Here is a 19,377-nt window from a genome sequence, read left to right on the forward strand (position 1 = left end):
ACGCGGATTCATTTGACGAACCGGCGCCGAGCCGATTAGCCTTTGCTTTCGGGATGGCAGCGCTGCCATCGGGGCGAATGCAGACATGAACGCGATTGGCTGGCCAAATCTCAGGAGCCTGAATCAGGAAGGCATTGTCTTTGCCATTGCGGTGGTGCTGTTCGCTGCCGCTGCCATCGGCCTGCCGGGCTTCATCGACCCCAACAACCTCGTCGCCATTGTCCGCTCGGTGTCGGTGCTGGGCATATTGGCGCTCGGCATGGCGGTCGTCATCATCGGGCGCGGCATCGACCTGTCCGCGGTGGCGATCATGGCGATGTCGGTCGCATGGTATCTGCAACTGCTCAACACCGGAACTTCGGACGGGCTGGCTTTCGCCTATGTGCTGGCCGGCGTGCTCGCCATTGGCTTGCTCAACGGCTTTCTCGTCGCCTATGCCGACGTGCCGGCGATTTTCGTCACACTCGCCACCGGCTCCTTCGTATTCGGCTATGTGCGCTCGCAGCTGATCACGCAGGATGCCGTGCCGGTGCCGCAGGGCCATTGGGTCGAACTGCTCGGCGGCCTGCGCTTCCTCGACATCCCGATCGAGGTGTTCGTCTTCGCAGGTCTTGCCTTCCTGTTCTTCCTGTTCCTGCGCTACACCAAATGGGGGCGCTACATCTATTTCGCCGGTGACAATCCGGTCGCGGCGCGCAACATCGGCATTCCGGTGCGGCCGATGCTGGTGCTTCGTTATGTGCTCTCGGCTTTTGTGGCGCTGATCGCCGGCCTGCTGACGGCGGCCAGCCTGCATTCGATCAACACGCGCGTCGTCAACTCGACGCTGCTCTACGACATCGTGCTGGTGGCGGTGATCGGCGGCATCGGCCTATCCGGCGGGCGAGGCGGGGTGCGCAATGTGCTGGTGGGGGCGGCGCTGATCGGCATCCTGCTCAACGCCATGACCATCATCGACATTCCGCTGCTCTACCAGAACCTGATCAAGGCGGCGATCCTGTTAGGCGCCATCATCGTCGACGGCATCATCAATCCGCGCGACGAGCAGACCGCGCAGCAGGGCGACATTTAGAGCAGATGGGCTAGCCCATCTTGCTCGGGGTACCCGGCGCGATCGCGACGATCGGCCGGCAATGAAAACCGAACCAGAGGACGTGACATGAGACTGATCAAGACACTTATGGCCGCCGCGACGGCGCTCGCCGTTACCGCCTTCGTGGCGCCGACCTTCGCCGCCGACGATCCTGGCCCGGCGGCTTACGCGCAGGCGCTGAAGGGCAAGCGCGTCATGCTGGTGCCGCTGGCGATGGGCTTCGATCTGGCGCAAGGCTGGGCGCACTATCTGAAGAAGGAGGTCGACGCCTGGGGCGGCACCTTCGAGACGCGCGATCCGAACTGGGTGGTCGATGCCGGCGCGCAGGCCATCACCGACGCGATCTCGTCGGACACCAGGCCCGACGTGCTGATCATCCACGCACCGGATCTCAACTCCTATTCCAAGCTGATGAAGAAGGCGCAGGCCGCCGGCACCTATGTGCTTTTGGTCGACAATCCCGCCAACTTCCCGGCCGACGCCTTTGTCGGCAGCGACTGGGACCGGCTCGGCCAGCTCGAGGCCGAAGCGGCGATCAAGGGCTGCGGTGAGAATTCTTCCAAGAAGATCGGATTGGTGCAGGGCGACCAGGCGAACTCGTCCAGCCTCTATCAATATGCCGGCATCATGAAAGTGCTGGACAAGCATCCCGACTTCAAGGTGGTGGCCAAGCCCGACTCCAACTGGGATGCGACGACCTCGCGCAATGTGACGACGACGATGCTGCAGCAGAACCCGGACATCTGCTCGATCATCGATTTCTGGGATGGTGACGCCACCGGCGCATCGGCCGCTATCCGCGACGCCAAGCTGGACGGCAAGGTGTTTCTGGTCACCACCGGCGGCGGCGAGAAGGCGGCCGATTGCGACAAGCTGGCCGACGGCACCTATGGCGCGGTCGTCATGACAGAGCTAGCCCGCCAGTCGGGCGACATGAACGCCATCATCAAGTTCCTGCTGCAGAGCGGCCAGCCGGCCGGCACCTCGCACACCTACATCTACACGCTGGAGAAGGCGACGACCAAGGCCGACCTCAAGCCCGACAGCTGCTGGGACCTGAAGGCTCTGCAGGCCGAGGCGGCGGCGAAGTAGGCCCGATGGACAAATGAAAGCGTGGCGGCGGATATCCGCCGCCATCATTTTCGGCTCGACCACCAAACCGTGTGAGGCGGCATGCATATCACCACCGTTCTGGCTTTTGTGGCTGTCACATTTGTCGCTGTTGCGACTCCCGGTCCAGACGTGATCCTGGCGCTTGTCAACGGCTCGCGCTTCGGCATGCGTCGCGCCTTCGCTGGCATGGTCGGGGTGCTGATTTCAGACCTGATCCTGATCGTGGCGGTTGCAGCTGGGCTGGGCGTGCTTCTGGCCGCCTCGGAATTCTGGTTCTCGGTGCTGAAATATGTCGGTGCTGCCTATCTGGCCTGGCTTGGCATCAAGATGCTCCGTTCCCGCGAGACCCTGGCGTCCATGGCGCAACGGACGCAATCCGATCCGGAGCGGTCGGCGCTGGCGATCGGGCTGAGGAGCATGGTCGTCGCGATCACCAATCCGAAGGCCTATCTGTTTTTCTCGGCGTTGCTGCCGCAGTTTGTCGATCCGGCTCAGCCGCAGCTCCAGCAGTTTGCTGTCCTGACGCTGGCGTTTTCGGTTACCGAGCTGGCGATCATGGTCGGCTATGCGCTGGTTGGCGCGCGTGGAGTACGGCTCATCCGGTCCCGCTATGCGCACTTGCTGGAGCGGGTCTGCGGCGGGGCGCTGCTGGCTTCGGCTTTCTCGCTGGCGCTCGCCAGGCGCGGTTCGAATTGATCACCCTCGTGCATATCAAGGCGTTCTTCCATGTCCCTTCGTGAACGCCTCCAGTCATGGCGCTACAATCTCGTGCCCGACCATCTGGTCGGCGAGATCCTGACCAAACGCTGGACCGACAACGCCATTCCGTTCCTGGCGCTGGTGGTGACATTGGCGACTTTCGGCTCGGTCATTCCCGGCTTCTTCAAGCTGAACGCGCTGCAGGAATCGACCCGCCAGCTCGGCGAATTCTCCATGGTCGTCACCGGCATGACGGTGGTGATGCTGGGCGGCGGCATCGATCTGTCGGTCGGCTCGATCTTCGCGCTGTCCTGCTTCTCCGCCGTCTATGTCTTCTTCATCCTCGAACAGTCGATCTGGCTGGCGCTAGCCGCCTCGCTCGCCACCGGCCTGATCTTCGGCGCCATCAATGGCTATCTCGTCGGCTACTTGCGCTTGCGCGCCTTTCTCACCACGCTGGTCACCTTCATCTTCGGCCGGGCGCTGTTCGATATCCTCGTCACCACCTATGCCGCCGATGTGCAGCTATCGACAGCCACCTCGGATGTGTTGGATTTCATCGGTGACAGCACCTTCTGGGGCCTGTCGGTCTCGGTGTGGTTGGCGATTATCCTCGCCATCGTCACCCATATCGCGCTGACGCGTTCGAGGCCGGGATGGCATGTGCTGGCGGTCGGCGGCTCCCGGCGCTCGGCGCACAATGCCGGCATCCGCGTGCGCCGCACCGTGTTCATGACCTATGTCTTCTCCGGATTCTGCGCTTCGATCGGCGGCTTCCTCATCGCTTGCCGGCTGAGCGGGGCAGGGCCGGGCACCGGCCTCAACCTGGAAATCATGGCGCTGACGGCAGCGGTGGTTGGTGGCGTCAGCCTCGGCGGCGGGCGCGGCTCGGTGATCAAGGGGCTGATGGGCGCCATCATCGTCTTGACCATGACCAACGGGCTGATCCGGCTGGGCTATGGCACCGGCACCAACCAGATGGTGCTCGGCATCATGCTGGCGGTGGCGGTGACCATCGACATTCGCTGGCTGAAGAACCGCCACAAGGTGCTGAACGAGGTCTATGTCGCGCCGGTCTACCTCAAGATGGGCGAGACACAGTCGGCTGTGCCGGGCTCCGGCACGCCTTACGCACTCGACAACCGGCTGTCGGCTGCCGACCATATCGGGCTCGGCGAACTGGAAGGACCCGAGGACGTCATCCTCGACCGCGACGACCATCTTTATTGCGGCACGCGCCATGGCGAGATCGTGCGCTTCTTCGCGCCGGATTATGTGAAATCGGAAGTGTTCGCCCACATTGGCGGCTTCCCGCTGGGTCTGGCCTTTGACAAATCGGGCAATCTGATCAGCTGCGTCGGCGCCATGGGGCTCTACTCCGTCTCGCCGGAGCGCGAGGTGAAGCGTCTGTCGGCGGAGACGTCGCGCTCCTGGACCTCGATCGTCGACGATGCGCGGCTGCGCGACCCCAATGACTGCGACATCGCGCCGGACGGGCGCATCTATTTCACGGATTCGACCAAGCGCTATGACGCCCACGATTGGGCGCTGGATTCGATCGAGAACCGAGCCACCGGCCGGCTGCTGGTCTATGATCCCAAGGACGGCTCGACCAAGACGCTGCTCGACGGCTATCGCTACACCAACGGCGTGTGCATGGCGCATGACGGCAAGTCGCTGTTCTTCGCCGAAAGCTGGGCCTGCCGCGTGCACCGCTACTGGCTGGAGGGACCGAAGGCCGGCACCGCCGAATGCGTCATCCGCGACATGCCGGGCTATCCCGACAACATCAACCGGGCGTCGGACGGCAATTACTGGATGGCGTGGCTCGGCATGCGCACACCGAGCTTCGATCTCTCGCTGCGCCACCCCGACATGCGCAAGCGCATGACGCGCCGGCTGCCGCAGGACGAGTGGCTGTTTCCCAACATCAACACCGGCGGCGTGGTGAAATTCACGGAGAAGGGCGGCATTGTCGAGGCGATGGGCGACCTCTCCGGCGGCGCGCATCCGATGGTCACCTCGATGCGCGAGCACAAGGGATATCTCTTCGTCGGCGGCATCCTGAACAACCGCATCGGCCGCTACAAGATAGCAAGTGCCGACCCGACCTGGACCAGCCCGGCTTCCTATTGGGGAGCGAAATCATGATCCTCGATCCGATCCTGGACATGTTTCGCGGCAAGGCGGTCACCATCCCGCCGCTCGACGGCGCTTTCCGGCCCAACACGCGACTCGATGACGCGCCGGCGTTTGCCGAGCTGACTGAGCCGGACAATCTGGTTGTTTCAGGAAGCGGGCTGCTCGCCTCAAGCGGCAACGCCGTCTATGCGCTTGCTGCGGGAAGCGAACCCAAGGTGATCGAGACCTTTCCGTCGCCCATCACGGCGCTGGCACTGTCGCCATCGGATGACCTGACTGTGGCGCTCGAAAGCGGCAAGCTGCTGATATCCGGCAAGGAAATTTCGCTGCCGACGGATGTGCGTTGCATCACGGCACTTGCCTATGCCGATGATGGCACGCTCTGGCTGGCCAATGGTTCGGCTGAGCACGCGCCATCGCAATGGGCCGCCGACTTGATGAAGAAGGGCGCGTCCGGTTCGCTGTGGCGATGTGGCCCGGGAGCAATCGGATTCCAGAAAGTTGCCGGCGACATCGCGTTCCCCAACGGTCTCCACCCGGCAGGCGAGGGCGTTCTGGTGAGCGAAAGCTGGCGCCATCAATTGGTGCGCTTCGGCGCAGACGGCAATCGCGCCACGGTGCTGACGCATCTGCCCGGCTATCCCGCGCGGCTGTCGCCGGCCACGGATGGCGGGGCGTGGCTGGCGCTGTTCGCGCCGCGCAACCGGCTGATCGAATTCGTGCTGCAGGAGACGCACTACCGCCAGGACATGATCGACCAGGTGCCGGCGGCCTATTGGATCGCGCCGGCGCTGGCCTCCAACCGCAGTTTTTTGGAACCGCTGCAATGCGGCGGCATCCGCACCATGGGCATCCACAAGCCGTGGTCGCCGAGCCGGTCCTACGGATTGGTGGTCAGGCTCGACGCAAAGATGCAGCCACAGTTCAGCCTGCACAGCCGCGCCAACGGCACGCGCCACGGCATCTGCAGCGTCGCCGAAAAGGGCGGCCGGCTGCTCGTCGCTTCCAAGGGTGGCGACTGCGTGCTGACTGTCGACCTCGCTTCGGGAGGTTTTTGATGGAACCGATCGTTCGCCTCGAAAACGTCACCAAAAACTATCGCGGCGTGCCCGCGGTCAAGAATGTCAGCTTCGACCTGCGCAAGGGCGAGATCCACGCGCTGCTCGGTGAGAATGGCGCCGGCAAATCGACCCTGACCAAGATCATCGCCGGCGTGGTCGATGCCACATCCGGCAAGATGTTCCACAAGGGGCGCGAGATCGCCTACGCCTCGCCGCATGCGGCTCTCGAAGCCGGCATCGCCATGGTGTTCCAGGAAACCAGCCTGGTGCCGTCGATGACCGTGGCGCAGAACCTCTATCTCGGTACTGAAAAATTCCTCAACCGGCTGCGCGGCACGTATATTTCAGCACAGCAGTTCCTGCAGTCGCTGAATTTCCCGGTCGATCCGAACGCCATGGTGGCGACGCTGGGCGCGGCCAAGCGGCAGATGGTCGAGATCGCGCGCGCGGTGCACCACAATGCTGAGATCATCATTTTCGACGAGCCGACGGCGACGCTGACGCCGGAGGAAAAGCGCCACTTCTTCGCGCTGATCCGGAGGCTGAAGGCGGGTGGCGTCTCGATCGTCTTCATCAGCCACGCGCTGGAAGAGGCGCTTGCCATTGCCGACCGCATCACCATTTTGCGCGACGGCGAGCTGGTGATCACCGACGACACGTCGGCCTTCGATCGCGACAAGATTGTCGCCGCCATGGTCGGTCGCACTTTGTCGGGGCAGATCTACCGCCAACGCGACGAGGCCAGGCTGCGCAAGGCCGGCAAGAAGGTGCTGTCGGTGCAGGACATTTCGATGAGCAATGTCGTGCGCAACAATTCCTTCTCGATCTTCGAGGGCCAGATCACCGGTGTGTTCGGTCTCATCGGCTCCGGCCGCACCGAGACCTTCAAGATCGTGTCCGGCATCTACAAGCGCGATTTTTTGCGCGGTGGCGCGATCGAGCTGGACGACAGGCCGGTGCGCTATCTCGTGCCGAGCGAAGCCGTTGCCGACGGCATCGTCTACGTCACCGAGGATCGCAAGAGCGAAGGCATTTTCGAGACGATGGGCATTGCCGAGAACCTGTTCGGCGGGCTCTTGGCCGCCGGCCGCGAAAAGGCCTGGGTGATCAATGCGCAGGAGATGCGGACACTCTCAGCCGAATGGACAAAGACGCTGAACATCAAGGCGATCAACGACAATGCCCGCGTCGTCGAACTCTCCGGCGGCAACCAGCAGAAGGTGGTGATCGGCAAGGGGCTGGTGCAGCAGCCGCGCATCGTCATCTTCGACGAGCCGACGCGCGGCGTCGATGTCGGCGCCATCGCCGAGATCCACCAGATCATCAACCGGCTGGCCGACGAGGGGCTGGCTGTGGTGGTTATCTCGTCCTACCTGCCGGAGATCATGAACCTGTCGGACCGGATTTTGGTCTGCCGGCAAGGGCGTATCGTCGAGGAGTTTTCGCCGGCGGAGGCGACGGAGGAGAAGATCATGTACGCGGCGGTGCATTAGGGTGCTGACTGGTGCGTACGTCGACAATTGGCCGAGTTGTCGCTCCCTTCGTCATCCACGGGCGAAGCAAGGGAGCGTAGCGACGCAGCGCAGACCCGAGGAGCTGCTCCGCAGCCCAAGGGATACATGCCGGGACTCAGGAGCGCCGCCACAGTGCAGAACTCTGCTCCGCTGCACTCTACGGCTAAGGTCGCGGCATGGATCCCAGGGTCTCCGCGACGCCGCTTCGCGGCTGCTTCGCCCTAGGATGACGAAGGTGAGGGGGGCTCCGCAAACCTCCACGGTTCTGGTCCAATGCGCATGAAAGCTGAATCAGAAAAGCCGGTTAGCCATCTTTGCTCGCGACCTGATTCAACGACCTGATCCACCGATTCAACGAAGGAAAACACCATGGCCACCACAAGACTCCTCAGCGACGCCGAGGTCGAAAAAATCCCGGCGGTCAAGGCCGTGTTTGATGACATCAGGGCGACGCGCAAATCGGATTTCGTCAACAATTTCTGGCGCGGGCTGGCCAATGATCCGGTGTCGCTGAAGCGGGTGTGGGAGCAGCTCAAGGCGGTGATGGTCGCGGATAGCGCCATCGATCCGCTGACCAAGGAGATGATCTACATCGCGGTGTCGACAGCCAATGGCTGTTCCTACTGTGTCCACTCGCATACGGCCGCCGCCCGGGCCAAGGGCATGACCGACGTGCAGCATGGCGAGCTGGTGTCGATCATCGGGCTGGCCGGCCAGACCAACCATCTGGTGACGGCGATGCAGATTCCTGTCGATCCGCAATTCGAGGTGAAGTGAGTTCGATTTCCGGCTGCGCCGTCACAAGATTGTGAGCGCGGCCGATGTGTGATCGAGCAGAAACAAGTGTCTGAAATCTATTCGGTTTCCCGCGTTGCGGCGATCGCCGCCGGCTACCCTTCGCCGGCCTCTGACCGCAATTGCAGGGTTTATCCCAGCGGCTGTTAAGGAAGTGACATGGAACGGCACTAAGGAAGCCCCACGCGATGCCGCTCGCCTGGGGGCGCGGCTCGCATGGTGGAGCCGGCATGAAAATCGTTCAGATCACAGACACCCATTTCAGCCCGACCAAGCCGCACTTCAACGGCAATTGGGAACCGCTCGCCGCTTGGATCGCGCAGAGCGGCGCCGACCTTGTCATCCATACCGGCGACCTCAGCGTCGACGGTGCCGACCGGGACGACGACATCACCTTCTGCATGGATCTGATGCGGGAAATCTCCACGCCGATGCTGCTGGTGCCCGGCAATCACGATGTCGGCCATTTCCCCGGCTCGCTGCAGCCGGTCAATGCCGGACGCCTTGAGCGCTGGCGCCGGCTGGTCGGCCCTGATTACTGGGTGGAGGACACCGGCACCTGGCGTCTCATCGGGCTCGACAGCCTGCTGATGGGTTTTGACGATGCCGAGGAAGAGGCGCAGTTCGACTGGCTGCGGAGCGCGCTGGAAAGCCGTGGCAGCCGGCGTGTCGCGCTCTTTGCCCACAAACCGCTGTTTATCGATGAACCCGGTGAGGGTGATACCGGCTACTGGAGCGTCAGGCCGGCGCAGCGCAAGCGCCTTTACGACCTGATCGCCGCCCACGATGTCGCGCTGTTCGCCAGCGGCCATTTGCACCGGGCATGGCAAGGCCATTACGAAAACACCTCGCTGGTCTGGGGTCCGTCGGCGGCCTTCGTGGTCGGCGACATGGAGCGCGACATGCCGGGAGAGCGGCTGCTTGGCGCTGTGATTCATCGATTCGGCGACACGGTCGCCAGCGAGATCGTCGCCATCCCCGGCATGACGGCTTACGTCCTCGACGATGTGGTGGCCGATGTCTATCCGCACGAGGCGCACAAGGTTCGCAAGCGGGTCGCGTCATGAGCGCGCTGTCGCTTCGCGGCCTGAAGAAATCCTTCGGCGGCAATGCCATCCTGAATGGCGTCAGCCTTGATGTCGAAGCCTGTGAGTTCATCGCGCTCGTCGGCCCCTCCGGATGCGGCAAGAGCACCTTGCTGCGCATTCTGGCGGGGCTCGACCATGCCGACAGCGGCGACATCTTCGTCGACGGGAGGGACATGTCGCCGGTTGCCGCGGCCGACCGCAACATCGCCATGGTGTTCCAGTCCTACGCACTCTATCCGCATCTGACGGCGGGCCAGAACATCGCCGTGCCGCTCGCCATGAAGCGGCTCAGCCGGTCGCAGCGCCTGCCGCTGGTCGGCTCGCTGCTGCCCGGCCAGAAGGAGATCCGCACCGGTATTGCGCGCGATGTCCGCGAGATGGCGGGTTTGCTCAAGATCGACCATCTGCTCGACCGCAAGCCGGGGCAGATGTCGGGCGGCCAGCGCCAGCGCGTGGCACTGGCGCGCGCCATGGTGCGCCATCCCAGCATCTTCCTGATGGATGAGCCGCTCTCTAACCTCGATGCCAATCTGCGCGTCCATGCGCGCGGCGAGATCGTCGAGCTGCATCGCCGCGCTGGCGTGCCGACGCTTTATGTGACGCACGACCAGGCCGAGGCGCTTTCGATGGCCGACCGGGTGGCGGTGATGATCGGCGGCAATCTGCTGCAGCTCGCAGCACCAGATGTGATCTACAACGACCCGGCCCATATCGAGGTCGCGCGCTTCGTTGGCCAGCCGAGGATCAACATCATCCCGGCGAAGGCCGAGAACGGCCGCGTCGGCTTCGAAGGCATCCGGCTGGCTTTGCTGGAGAAGGTGGCGAACGGCCCGGTCAGCCTCGGCATCCGGCCGGAATTCGTCAAACTGTCCCCCAGCGGGCGGAGCGGCCTTGCCGGTCGGATCGAACGCCTCGAATTCCTCGGCTCGGAAGTCATTGCTCATTGCCGGCTCGACGCCTCCGGCGACGGCGTCGTCGCCAAGCTGGCGCCGCAGGAGGCGAGGGACCTGATCGCCGGAATGAAGGTGGGTGTCCTTCTGGCCCCCGAACAGGCGATGGTCTTCGGACCGGAAGGAAAGCGGCTGCGCATCGCGGCGGGCGCACGGCAGGAGCCGGCCTATGTCTAGCGTCGCGCTGGCGGGCAATGTCCCGATCGCCGCGGCACTGCGCGCGCGCAGCGAGGATCGGACCGCCTGGCTGCTGGCGGCGCCGGCCATCGTGCTGTTGGTGCTGTTCGTGCTGTTGCCAGTGGCGGCCGTCATCTTTCTCGGCTTCACCGATTTCGAACTCGGCTACGGCAAGTTCCGCTTTGTCGGCTTCGAGAATTACGCGCATCTCCTGAACGACCGCACCTTCCGCCGGTCGCTATGGAACACATCGGTCTACACGGCGATCGTCGCGCCGGTCTCGATCGTGCTTGGCCTGGGGGTTGCCCTCCTGATCGAAGGCGAGGGGCGGGCGCGCGGCTTTTTCCGCACCGTTTATTTCCTGCCCGTCGCCTCGCTGATCGTCGCCATGGCTACGGTCTGGCAATACATCTTCCACCCGACGATCGGGCCGCTCAACGCGCTGCTTTCGCTTGCCGGCATTCCCGGCCCGAACTGGCTCGGCGCGTCGAACACCGTGCTTTACAGCCTGTCGATCATCGGCGTCTGGCAGTCGGTCGGCTTCAACATGGTGCTGTTCCTGGCCGGCCTGACGGCGATCCCGCGCGAGCTCTATGCCGCCGCGCACGTCGATGGCGCGAAATCGGCGCTCGACCGGTTCTTCCTCGTCACCTGGCCGATGCTCGGACCGACGACGCTGTTCGTCGTCACCATCAGCATCACCAATGCGGTGAAGGTCTTCGAGACGGTGAAAATGCTGACCGACGGCGGGCCCAACAAGGCGTCGGAAGTGCTGCTTTTCACCATCTACCAGGAAGGGTTCGTCTATCTGCGCGTCGGCTACGCCTCGGCAATGACCGTCGTCTTCCTGGCGATCCTGGTCGTGCTGATGCTTCTGCAATACCGCGTGCTCGACCGGCGGGTGCACTACACATGACAGGCATTCCGGCTGGCCGCATCATCCGCTTCGCGCTGCTTTTGCTCGGCGCGCTGATGATCCTTGCGCCCTACATCTTCATGATCTCGACAGCGGGCAAGACGCAGAGCGACATCTTCACCTCGTCGCTGACGCTCATCCCGCAGCATTTCTACTTCGACGAGAACTTCGCCAAGGCGTTTGCCAAGGTGCCGATGGCGACGCTTTTGTGGAACGGCGTCGTCGTCTGCGGCCTGATCTTCTTCTTCCAAGTGGTGGTCGCCATCCCTTGCGCCTATGCGATGGCCAAACTGAAGTTCCGCGCCGCGCGGCTGATGATGGTGCTGGTCATGCTCGGCCTCTTGGTGCCGATCCATGCGACGGCGCTGCCGCTCTATGTCGCCTTCGACCGGATGTCGCTCTTGAACAGCTACACCTCGCTGGTCGCGCCCTTCACCATATCGGTGTTCGCGATCTTCATGTTCCTGCAGTTCTTCCGCGCCATGCCCGATGATCTGCTGCACGCGGCACGGCTCGACGGCATGTCCGAACTCGGCATCGTGGCGCGCGTCATCGTGCCCAATGCCTGGCCGGCGGTCACCGCCTTCGCGATCTTTTCCGTCGTCGCGCACTGGAACGACCTCTACTGGCCGCTGATCGTCGTCAGCAAGCAGGCCTACGCCACGCCGCCGCTTGGCCTGATGTATTTCCGCGCCGCCGAGGCCGGCGACGACTACGGCGCGCTAATGGCCGCCACGCTGATCATCACCCTTCCACTCGTCGCCGCCTTCCTGCTCGCGCAGAAACGCTTCGTCGAAGGCATCACCATGACCGGTCTCAAAGGCTGATCTGCCTACAACCAATTGGGCCAACAAGGAGCACTAGCAATGAAGCATTTTTCCAGGATTTTCGCCGCAGCGGCGGTGTCGCTGGCGGCAGCCCTTCCGGCCTATGCCGAAACGACACTGACGGTTCACTACCCGATGCCGGGCTTCTTCAAGAACGTGATGGACACGATCTCGAAGAAGTTCATGGAGGAAAATCCCGACATCAAGATCCAGTTCGCCAGCCCGTCGGCGACCTATGAGGAAGGCATCCAGACCATTCTTCGCCAGGCCGGCACCGACGAGATGCCCGACATCACCTTCATCGGCCTCAACCGCCTGCGCATGCTCAATGAACGCGACGTCGCCGTCGATCTCGGCCCGCTGGTCAAGAAGGAAGGCAATATGGCGGAGCTCGGCTTCTCCGACACGATCCTGAAGCTGGCGCAGGTCAACGGCAAGCAGGTCGGCCTCGCCTTCGCCACCTCCAATCCGATCATGTATTACAATGCCGACCTGGTGAAGGCGGCCGGCGGCGATCCGGACAATCCGCCCAAGACCTGGGACGAGGTGATCGCGCTCGGCGGCAAGATCAAGGCGCTCGGCAATGGCGTCGACGGCATCGACTTCCGCTGGCAGGGCGATGACTGGATGTTCTCGGCGCTGCTGTTCGGCGCCGGCGGCAAGATGCTGAACGAGGACGAAAGCAAGGTCGCCTTCAATGGGCCGGAAGGCGAGAAGGCTGTGGAGATCCTCGAGCGGATGGTGAAGGAGGGCGGTATGCCGGTGTTCACCAAGCCGGCAGGCGAGCAGGCCTTCGCGGCCGGCAAGGTCGGTTTCGAATTCCAAACCACAGGTGCGCTGGTCAACACGATCAAGAATGTCGGTGACAAATTCACGCTGCGCACAGCGAAAATCCCGTTGATCGATCCGGTCAACGGCCATCTGCCGACCGGCGGCAATGCCGTCGTCATCCTGACCAAGGACGAGGCCAAGCAGGAGGCCGCCTGGAAGTTCGCGAAATTCGCCGCCGGTCCCTATGGCGCTTCCGTCGTCGTGCCGGGCACCGGCTATGTCCCCAACAACGAGCTGGCGGCGAAATCGTCAGACTATCTCGGCGATTTCTACAAGAAGAACCCGCTGTTCCAGGCCGGGCTCAGCCAGATGCCGCTGATGGTTCCGTGGTATGCCTTCCCGGGAACCAATGGTGTCAAGGTAACGCGGACGATCGTCGACAATCTGTCGCGCATCGTCGACCTGTCGGCCTCGCCCAAGGAAGCGCTGACGGATGCTGCCAGCGACGTCGAGGGCATGCTGCCGACGCAGTGAGGGCTTGTGGCGCCTTCTTCCTTCTCCCCTTGTGGGAGAAGGTGGATCGGCGCGCAGCGCCGAGACGGATGAGGGGTGTTCCAGCGGAGTGAGACGTCGGTGTTCCCTGGAACACCCCTCATCCGACCTCGCTTCGCGAGTCCACCGCCCTGGGGCGAGCCACGGGTCTCGCCCCGTCCTTCGGACCCCACAAGGGGAGAAGGAAGAAGCTGCGCTAGACCGGCCTGTAAACCTTCTCGGCCGTGTTCCAGAAGATATCGGCCTCGGCGGCGGCACCATGCCTGGCCACCGCATCGCGGTGCGCCTTGATCAGTTCGGCGTGGCTGGTCCACAGCTTCTCGATCGGGAAGTTCGAACCGAACATCAGATGGTCCGAGCCCAGAATGTCGATCGCATTGTCGACGATATAGGCGATCAACGCCGGGTCGTTACGGTGGACGAAGGTGCCGAGACCGGACAGCTTGGCGTAGAAATTCGGCGCGGCTGAGAGCGTGCGCAGGCCGGCCTTCCAGGCCTCGGTGGTTTCCGGCTCCATGCCGGTCAGCATGCCGGCATGGGTGAGGATGAAATTGGTTTGCGGATTCTCGCCGACCAGCGCCAGCCCGTCCTTCATCTGGGCGGGGAAGAGCTGCAGGTCGAAGGACAGGCCATAGTCTTTCAACTTGGCGACATTGGCGCGCACCTTGGGGTCGATGACCTGATCCGCCGAGGCGGCGAAGCGAAAGGCCGGTGTTTCGTGCCAGTGGAGTTGCATGCGCACGCCGCGCAGCAGCTTGTATTTCATCAGCCGGTCGATCTGCGGCCTGACATCGTCGACCGTCATGTCGGCATAGCCGACGACGGCGTGCGGCCAGCCGGTCTCGTCAGCCGTCTTCTGCAGGAAGGCGACTTCCTTCTCGAAATCCTCCTTCGCCCAGTTGGTCTGAACATAGACGGCCTTTTCGACGCCCGAGCCTTTCTGGTCTTCGAGGAATTCCCCGATCGGGTAGTCGCGGCGGATCGGCTCGTAGGGGCCGAAGATGCGCGGTACCATCGGCCCGACCAGCCAGGGTTGGTCCTGTTGGCGCCAGATATGGAAATGTGCGTCGATGGCTTTCTGCATCACGAAACCCTTTTCCAGATTGTCGCCGCGGCCGGAGCAGGGCGGGCCAGCGACAGGATGAAATCGGTGAGGCCGGCGAGCGAGGAGCCGTCGACCAGATCGTCCAGCACCGGCAGTATGGCGCGGAGAGCCGCCGTCACTGGGCGGAAGCGCGGGTCGCCGGCCAAAGGTGTGGCCAGCGACAGCCGGAAAGCGCGGGCGCTCAGCCTTCGCATCGCCATCTCCAGCTCGGCATGGTCGCCGCGCTCCAGCGCGTCTGACAGGATGACGACAGCGGCGCCGCGCGCAAAGGACGAAAAGCGCGGCACCGAGAGGAAGGCCAGCAGTGTCGGCCCCATGCGGGTACCGCCGTCCCAGTCGTCGACCTGGGCGGCCGCGCGGGCCAGCGCCTGATCGCGGTCGCGAATGCGGAGCGCCGCGGTGATGCGGGTCAGCCGCGTGCCGAAGGTGAAGATCTCGGCACGGTCGGCGCCTTGCACGGCGGCATGCGCCAGCTTGAGGTAATCGGCGGTATGCAGTTTCATTGAGCCGGAGACGTCGATCAACATCAGCAGCTTGCGCGGCACGGTCTGGCGGCGGCGCAGCAGCGGCGAGGGCACGTCGCCATCGGCGCTGACGATTTCGCGCAATGAGCGGCGCAGGTCGAGCTTGCCACGCGAATGGGTGCGCACGGTGCGGAAGGAGCGGCGGGCGGGCAGCGCGGTCGACAACTTGCGGCGGAAGGCGGTCAGTCTGTCGTCGTCGCGCTGGAAGTCGCGTGTGCTCAACTGCTCCAGGGCCGATGACAGTTCGCCGCCTTCCTGGCTGTGCTCGGCTTCAATCCGCTCGTCGTCGGCGCCGCCATCATCCTTGATGCGGGTCTCCTCGTCGGCGTCGGCTTCGACCACGGCCGAAGTGTTGCCGTAGAAATGGCTCTGGAAATGCGCCTCGAATTCGTCGCGGCGATCGGGTGGGGGCGCAAGCGTTGCGAGCGCAGCCTCGCGGATATCGTTCATCGAGCGCGGTCCGAGCAGGGTCACCGCCTGCATGAAGCCGGAGACCTGCTCGGAAGCGATGGCGAAGGCGTGGCGGCGCAAGAGCCTGGCAAAACCCAGGAATGGCGCGGCGGCTCGGGGTAAGCTTGTTTCCCGCATCATTCCGTGTCGCCCCCCTCTGTCCTGCCGGACATCTCCCCCTCAAGGGGGGAGATTGGCAGCTTTGACGCCTCGCCTGGTTCTGCGACGCTGGAGATTGGCGAAAGCCGAAATAACCGCTGATCTCCCCCCTTGAGGGGGAGATGTCCGGCAGGACAGAGAGGGGTGCTGCCCCGCCAGCGTTGCGGAATGAGGTCCCGGCTCACCCCATCGCCTCCTCGACGATCCGGCCGAGCTCGGGCGCGATGTAGGATAGGTCTTCCTCGTCCTTGATCAATACGCCGATGGCGCGGCGGAAGGCTTCCGGCCACGGGCTGCCGCCTTTTTCCAGAATGGTTGCGGCATTGGCCCATTCGACCGCCTCGGCGATGCCGGGCGGCTTGGCCAGCGGGCGGGCGCGGATGGTCTGCACTGCTGCCGCCACGGCGCGCGCGGTGGCCTCAGCCACATCGCCGGCGCGTAGCATGATGATGGCGGCCTCGCGCTCGGCGTCGGGGTAGCCGATCCAGTGGTAGACGCAGCGCCGGCGCAGCGCTTCGGCGAGTTCGCGCGTGCGGTTGGAGGTCAAGATGACGATCGGTTGTGCCTCGGCACGAATGGTGCCGCGCTCGGGGATGCTGATCTGGAAATCGGAGAGGAATTCCAAGAGCAGCGCCTCGAATTCATGGTCGGAACGGTCGATCTCGTCGACCAGCAGCACGCGTTGCTCCGGCGCCTTCAGCACCTGCAGGAGCGGGCGGGCGATCAGGAAACGGTCGTCATAGATGTCGATCTCGTGCTCGCCGGCATGGCGGATGGCGAGCAACTGGCGCTGGTAATTCCATTCATAGAGCGCATGTGCGGCATCGATACCTTCATAGCACTGCAGCCGCACCAGATCGCGGCCGAGCAGTTCGGCGATTGCCTTGGCCGCTTCGGTCTTGCCGACGCCCGGCGCGCCCTCGAGCAGCAGCGGCTTGCCCAGGCGGATCGCCAGGAAGATGGCGGTGGCCAGGCTGTCGTCGGCCAGATAGCGCGAGGCGGCGAGGTGCTGCGCCACCGCCTCCGGCGAGGTCGCGACAGTCTCGGCGTTCACCTCGGGCATGTCAGTTCGCCGCTTGCGCCTTGAGCGCGCGCAAAATGCGCTCCGGCGTGATCGGCAGCGTGTCGATACGCACGCCGACGGCGTCGAAGACGGCGTTGGCGACGGCTGGGATCTGTGGGTTGGCGCACATTTCGCCCGGCCCCTTGGCGCCATAAGGCCCGTCCGCCGAGGGCCGCTCCAGCACGATGATCTCGGTTTGCGCGAGGTCGCCGGGACCAGGCATCAGATACTGGTTGAAGTCGGTGCCGCCATGGTCGCGGTTGGGGTAATAGGGCTCAGTGGTTTCATAGAGCGCGTGACTGATGCCCATCCAGGAGCCGCCGACGAGCTGCTGTTCGACCATTTTCGGGTTCAGCGCCCGGCCGATCTCGAAGACGTTCTTCACGGTCAGCACGGTCACTTCGCCGGTCTCGTCGTCGACCTCGACTTCGGCCACGGTGCAGGCGTGCGCGTAGCAGGTCGAGGGCTTCATCGCGCCGGTTTCTTTCTCGGGGTAGGAGCGCGGGATCAGGAACATGCCGCGGCCTGAGATCGAGCGGCCGCGCTTGAAATGCGCCGACAAAGCGACATCGTAGATCGAGATCGATTTCTGCGGCGCGCCCTTGACCAGAATGTTGCCCTGGCCGTCGGTCTCGAGGTCGGAGGCGTTGACCTCCAGTTCCTCGGCCGCCACTTCCAGCATCACCTGGCGTGCTTCCCTTGCCGCCTGGATGACGGCATTGCCGGCGCGGTGGGTGCCGCGTGAGGCGAAGGTGCCCATGCAGTGCGGGCCGGTATCGGTGTCGGCGGTGTCGACGACGACGCGGTCGGTGGGCACGCCGATCGTCTCGGCGCAGATCTGCGCCATGATCTGCTTCATGCCCTGGCCGAGATCGACCGAGGACAGCGTCACCATGAAATTGCCGGTCGGCGTCGAATGCACCAGCGCCTGGGTCGGGTCGCCGCCGAGATTCATGCCGGTGGGATAGTTGATCGCGGCAACGCCGCGTCCACGCCGGATCGCCATATCAGGCTCCCTTCTTGTAGGAGGACATCGCCATGAATTTCTCCGCCACCGGCCAGTTGGCGGCGCGCGAGGCTTCCTGCATGCATTCGATCAGTGCCGCCCCTTCGGTGGGCTGGCGATGCGCCTTCATGTCGCCGTCGCGATAGGCGTTGATGAAGCGGAATTCGAGCGGGTCCATGCCGATCAGCCTCGCCAGCTTGTCCATCTGCACCTCCAGCGCGAAGTCGCCGATGGTGACGCCGAAGCCGCGCATGGCCGAGGACGGCGTGCGGTTGGTGTAAACGCAGTAGGTATCGATCCAGACATTGGGAATGGTGTAGGGGCCGGGATAGTGGCCGGCGCCCTTCTGCGCGCCATAGGGCGAGTGGCGCGAATAGGCACCGGCATCGGTGTAGCCGGTGACCTTGCGCGCGACGATGCGGCCGTCCGTCATCACGCCGTCCTTGATGACGACCTTTTCGGCGGCGCGGGGCGAGGAGATCTGCATCTCCTCCTCGCGGCTGTAGATGAAGGAGACCGGCCGGCCAGTGAGCTTGGCGCCGAGGATGGCGATCGGCTCGACGATGACGTCGACCTTGCCGCCAAAACCGCCGCCGACCGTGCCGCCGACGAAATGCAGCTTCGAGCCCGGCATCTGCAGGATGATCGAGGTGTTGTCGAGGGTGAAGAACATCGCCTGCGTGTTGGTGTAGCAGGTGAAGCGGTCGTTGCCTTCCGGCGCCACCACGCAGCCGGTGGTTTCGGTTGGCGCGTGCTCGATCGGCGAGGACTGGTAGCTCTGTTCGAGGATGTGGTCGGCGCCGGCAAAGCCCGCTTCGACATCGCCGAAGCGCACCTTGCGGCATTCGCCGCTGTCATAGAGATAATAGTTCTGGCCATGATATTCGTTGACCAAAGGCGCGCCTGGTTTCAGCGCTTCCTCCATGTCGAAGACGGCCGGCAGCACTTCGTAGTCGACCTTGACCTTGGCGGCGGCTTCCTGGGCGGCACGCTCGGTCTCGGCCAGCACCGCCACCACGGCCTCGCCCTTCCAACGCACCTTGCCGTCGGCCAGCACCGTCTCGTCCTCCGGGCCGATCTGGATCAGGATCAGAATGGTGTAGACATTGTGCGGCACATCCTTGGCGGTCAGCACCTTGACCACGCCCGGATGCTTCTCCGCCTCCGATGTGTCGATTGAGCGGATGCGGGCGTGGTGATGCGGACTGCGCACCATCTTCAGGTGCAGCATGCCGGGGAAGTTGCGGTCGGCGAAATAGGCGGTCTTGCCGGTGACATGGCCAGGCGAATCCGAGCGGGGGCGGGGCTGGCCGATTTCGTGCAGATCGTCCTTGCGGACATCGGCGAAGTAGTTCTTGCGCAGTTCCATTTT

At 63.9% G+C, this 19,377-nt stretch carries 17 protein-coding genes; 12 read left to right on the forward strand and 5 right to left on the reverse strand.

Annotation, left to right across the window (positions count from 1 at the left end):
* The first annotated feature begins 85 nt into the window (after positions 1 to 85).
* The 12 genes from JN279_RS17835 to JN279_RS17890 all read left to right on the forward strand — a co-directional run bounded on the left by JN279_RS17835 (position 86) and on the right by JN279_RS17890 (position 13,680).
* Positions 86 to 1,072, forward strand: coding sequence for an ABC transporter permease (locus tag JN279_RS17835; protein ID WP_202353509.1), 987 nt, complete (start codon positions 86 to 88; stop codon positions 1,070 to 1,072).
* Positions 1,073 to 1,159: 87 nt separating this feature from the next.
* Complete coding sequence (locus tag JN279_RS17840; RefSeq protein ID WP_202353510.1) at positions 1,160 to 2,185, forward strand: sugar ABC transporter substrate-binding protein; 1,026 nt, start codon at positions 1,160 to 1,162, stop codon at positions 2,183 to 2,185.
* Positions 2,186 to 2,266: 81 nt separating this feature from the next.
* The gene (locus tag JN279_RS17845; protein ID WP_202353511.1) at positions 2,267 to 2,902 is read left to right on the forward strand and encodes a LysE family translocator; all 636 of its coding nucleotides are present in this window, start codon (positions 2,267 to 2,269) and stop codon (positions 2,900 to 2,902) included.
* Positions 2,903 to 2,932: 30 nt separating this feature from the next.
* Positions 2,933 to 5,056 carry an ABC transporter permease gene (locus JN279_RS17850; RefSeq protein WP_202353512.1) on the forward strand — a complete coding sequence of 708 codons (2,124 nt, stop codon included), beginning with the start codon at positions 2,933 to 2,935 and terminating at the stop codon, positions 5,054 to 5,056.
* On the forward strand, positions 5,053 to 6,105 hold the full coding sequence (locus JN279_RS17855; RefSeq protein ID WP_202353513.1) for a hypothetical protein: 1,053 nt from the start codon (positions 5,053 to 5,055) through the stop codon (positions 6,103 to 6,105). Before JN279_RS17850 ends, JN279_RS17855 begins: the two co-directional genes overlap by 4 nt.
* The gene (locus JN279_RS17860; RefSeq protein ID WP_202353514.1) at positions 6,105 to 7,601 is read left to right on the forward strand and encodes a sugar ABC transporter ATP-binding protein; all 1,497 of its coding nucleotides are present in this window, start codon (positions 6,105 to 6,107) and stop codon (positions 7,599 to 7,601) included. Before JN279_RS17855 ends, JN279_RS17860 begins: the two co-directional genes overlap by 1 nt.
* 390 nt (positions 7,602 to 7,991) lie before the next feature.
* A complete protein-coding gene (locus JN279_RS17865) occupies positions 7,992 to 8,399 on the forward strand; it encodes a carboxymuconolactone decarboxylase family protein (protein WP_202353515.1) in 408 nt (135 codons plus the stop codon).
* A 248-nt stretch (positions 8,400 to 8,647) separates the two neighbouring features.
* Entirely contained in the window at positions 8,648 to 9,484 is an 837-nt protein-coding gene (locus JN279_RS17870) for a metallophosphoesterase family protein (RefSeq protein ID WP_202353516.1), read from the forward strand.
* Positions 9,481 to 10,632, forward strand: coding sequence for an ABC transporter ATP-binding protein (locus JN279_RS17875; RefSeq protein WP_202353517.1), 1,152 nt, complete (start codon positions 9,481 to 9,483; stop codon positions 10,630 to 10,632). The genes JN279_RS17870 and JN279_RS17875 overlap by 4 nt, the downstream gene beginning before the upstream one ends.
* Entirely contained in the window at positions 10,625 to 11,548 is a 924-nt protein-coding gene (locus JN279_RS17880) for a carbohydrate ABC transporter permease (protein ID WP_202353518.1), read from the forward strand. The genes JN279_RS17875 and JN279_RS17880 overlap by 8 nt, the downstream gene beginning before the upstream one ends.
* Entirely contained in the window at positions 11,545 to 12,375 is an 831-nt protein-coding gene (locus JN279_RS17885) for a carbohydrate ABC transporter permease (RefSeq protein WP_202353519.1), read from the forward strand. Before JN279_RS17880 ends, JN279_RS17885 begins: the two co-directional genes overlap by 4 nt.
* Before the next feature lie 39 nt (positions 12,376 to 12,414).
* A complete protein-coding gene (locus JN279_RS17890; protein WP_096447657.1) occupies positions 12,415 to 13,680 on the forward strand; it encodes an ABC transporter substrate-binding protein in 1,266 nt (421 codons plus the stop codon).
* A gap of 214 nt (positions 13,681 to 13,894) precedes the next feature.
* Here JN279_RS17890 and JN279_RS17895 read toward each other — a convergent pair whose 3' ends face one another.
* The 5 genes from JN279_RS17895 to JN279_RS38710 all read right to left on the reverse strand — a co-directional run bounded on the left by JN279_RS17895 (position 13,895) and on the right by JN279_RS38710 (position 19,374).
* Positions 13,895 to 14,782 (reverse strand): amidohydrolase family protein, encoded by an 888-nt coding sequence (locus tag JN279_RS17895; protein ID WP_202353520.1) that lies wholly within the window; start codon positions 14,780 to 14,782, stop codon positions 13,895 to 13,897.
* On the reverse strand, positions 14,782 to 15,918 hold the full coding sequence (locus JN279_RS17900; RefSeq protein ID WP_096447648.1) for a vWA domain-containing protein: 1,137 nt from the start codon (positions 15,916 to 15,918) through the stop codon (positions 14,782 to 14,784). The genes JN279_RS17895 and JN279_RS17900 overlap by 1 nt, the downstream gene beginning before the upstream one ends.
* Positions 15,919 to 16,117: 199 nt before the next feature.
* The gene (locus JN279_RS17905; RefSeq protein ID WP_096447646.1) at positions 16,118 to 16,999 is read right to left on the reverse strand and encodes an AAA family ATPase; all 882 of its coding nucleotides are present in this window, start codon (positions 16,997 to 16,999) and stop codon (positions 16,118 to 16,120) included.
* A 1-nt stretch (position 17,000) separates the two neighbouring features.
* Positions 17,001 to 18,005 (reverse strand): xanthine dehydrogenase family protein molybdopterin-binding subunit, encoded by a 1,005-nt coding sequence (locus JN279_RS38705; RefSeq protein ID WP_096447644.1) that lies wholly within the window; start codon positions 18,003 to 18,005, stop codon positions 17,001 to 17,003.
* Between the two features lies 1 nt (position 18,006).
* Positions 18,007 to 19,374 (reverse strand): xanthine dehydrogenase family protein molybdopterin-binding subunit, encoded by a 1,368-nt coding sequence (locus JN279_RS38710; RefSeq protein WP_096447642.1) that lies wholly within the window; start codon positions 19,372 to 19,374, stop codon positions 18,007 to 18,009.
* Positions 19,375 to 19,377: the final 3 nt, after the last annotated feature.

It is taken from the genome of Mesorhizobium sp. 113-1-2 (assembly GCF_016756475.1).
Taxonomy (GTDB): domain Bacteria; phylum Pseudomonadota; class Alphaproteobacteria; order Rhizobiales; family Rhizobiaceae; genus Mesorhizobium; species Mesorhizobium loti_C.

Excerpts from the sequence above, each read along its gene's own strand:
- JN279_RS17875 (WP_202353517.1), top strand. The coding sequence starts at position 9,481 with ATGAGCGCGCTGTCGCTTCGCGGCCTGAAGAAATCCTTCGGCGGCAAT.
- JN279_RS17900 (WP_096447648.1), bottom strand. The coding sequence starts at position 15,918 with ATGATGCGGGAAACAAGCTTACCCCGAGCCGCCGCGCCATTCCTGGGT.
- JN279_RS17905 (WP_096447646.1), bottom strand. The coding sequence starts at position 16,999 with ATGCCCGAGGTGAACGCCGAGACTGTCGCGACCTCGCCGGAGGCGGTG.
- JN279_RS17880 (WP_202353518.1), top strand. The coding sequence starts at position 10,625 with ATGTCTAGCGTCGCGCTGGCGGGCAATGTCCCGATCGCCGCGGCACTG.
- JN279_RS17840 (WP_202353510.1), top strand. The coding sequence starts at position 1,160 with ATGAGACTGATCAAGACACTTATGGCCGCCGCGACGGCGCTCGCCGTT.
- JN279_RS17850 (WP_202353512.1), top strand. The coding sequence starts at position 2,933 with ATGTCCCTTCGTGAACGCCTCCAGTCATGGCGCTACAATCTCGTGCCC.
- JN279_RS17860 (WP_202353514.1), top strand. The coding sequence starts at position 6,105 with ATGGAACCGATCGTTCGCCTCGAAAACGTCACCAAAAACTATCGCGGC.
- JN279_RS38710 (WP_096447642.1), bottom strand. The coding sequence starts at position 19,374 with ATGGAACTGCGCAAGAACTACTTCGCCGATGTCCGCAAGGACGATCTG.
- JN279_RS17835 (WP_202353509.1), top strand. The coding sequence starts at position 86 with ATGAACGCGATTGGCTGGCCAAATCTCAGGAGCCTGAATCAGGAAGGC.
- JN279_RS17885 (WP_202353519.1), top strand. The coding sequence starts at position 11,545 with ATGACAGGCATTCCGGCTGGCCGCATCATCCGCTTCGCGCTGCTTTTG.
- JN279_RS17895 (WP_202353520.1), bottom strand. The coding sequence starts at position 14,782 with ATGCAGAAAGCCATCGACGCACATTTCCATATCTGGCGCCAACAGGAC.
- JN279_RS17890 (WP_096447657.1), top strand. The coding sequence starts at position 12,415 with ATGAAGCATTTTTCCAGGATTTTCGCCGCAGCGGCGGTGTCGCTGGCG.
- JN279_RS17865 (WP_202353515.1), top strand. The coding sequence starts at position 7,992 with ATGGCCACCACAAGACTCCTCAGCGACGCCGAGGTCGAAAAAATCCCG.
- JN279_RS17845 (WP_202353511.1), top strand. The coding sequence starts at position 2,267 with ATGCATATCACCACCGTTCTGGCTTTTGTGGCTGTCACATTTGTCGCT.
- JN279_RS38705 (WP_096447644.1), bottom strand. The coding sequence starts at position 18,005 with ATGGCGATCCGGCGTGGACGCGGCGTTGCCGCGATCAACTATCCCACC.
- JN279_RS17870 (WP_202353516.1), top strand. The coding sequence starts at position 8,648 with ATGAAAATCGTTCAGATCACAGACACCCATTTCAGCCCGACCAAGCCG.
- JN279_RS17855 (WP_202353513.1), top strand. The coding sequence starts at position 5,053 with ATGATCCTCGATCCGATCCTGGACATGTTTCGCGGCAAGGCGGTCACC.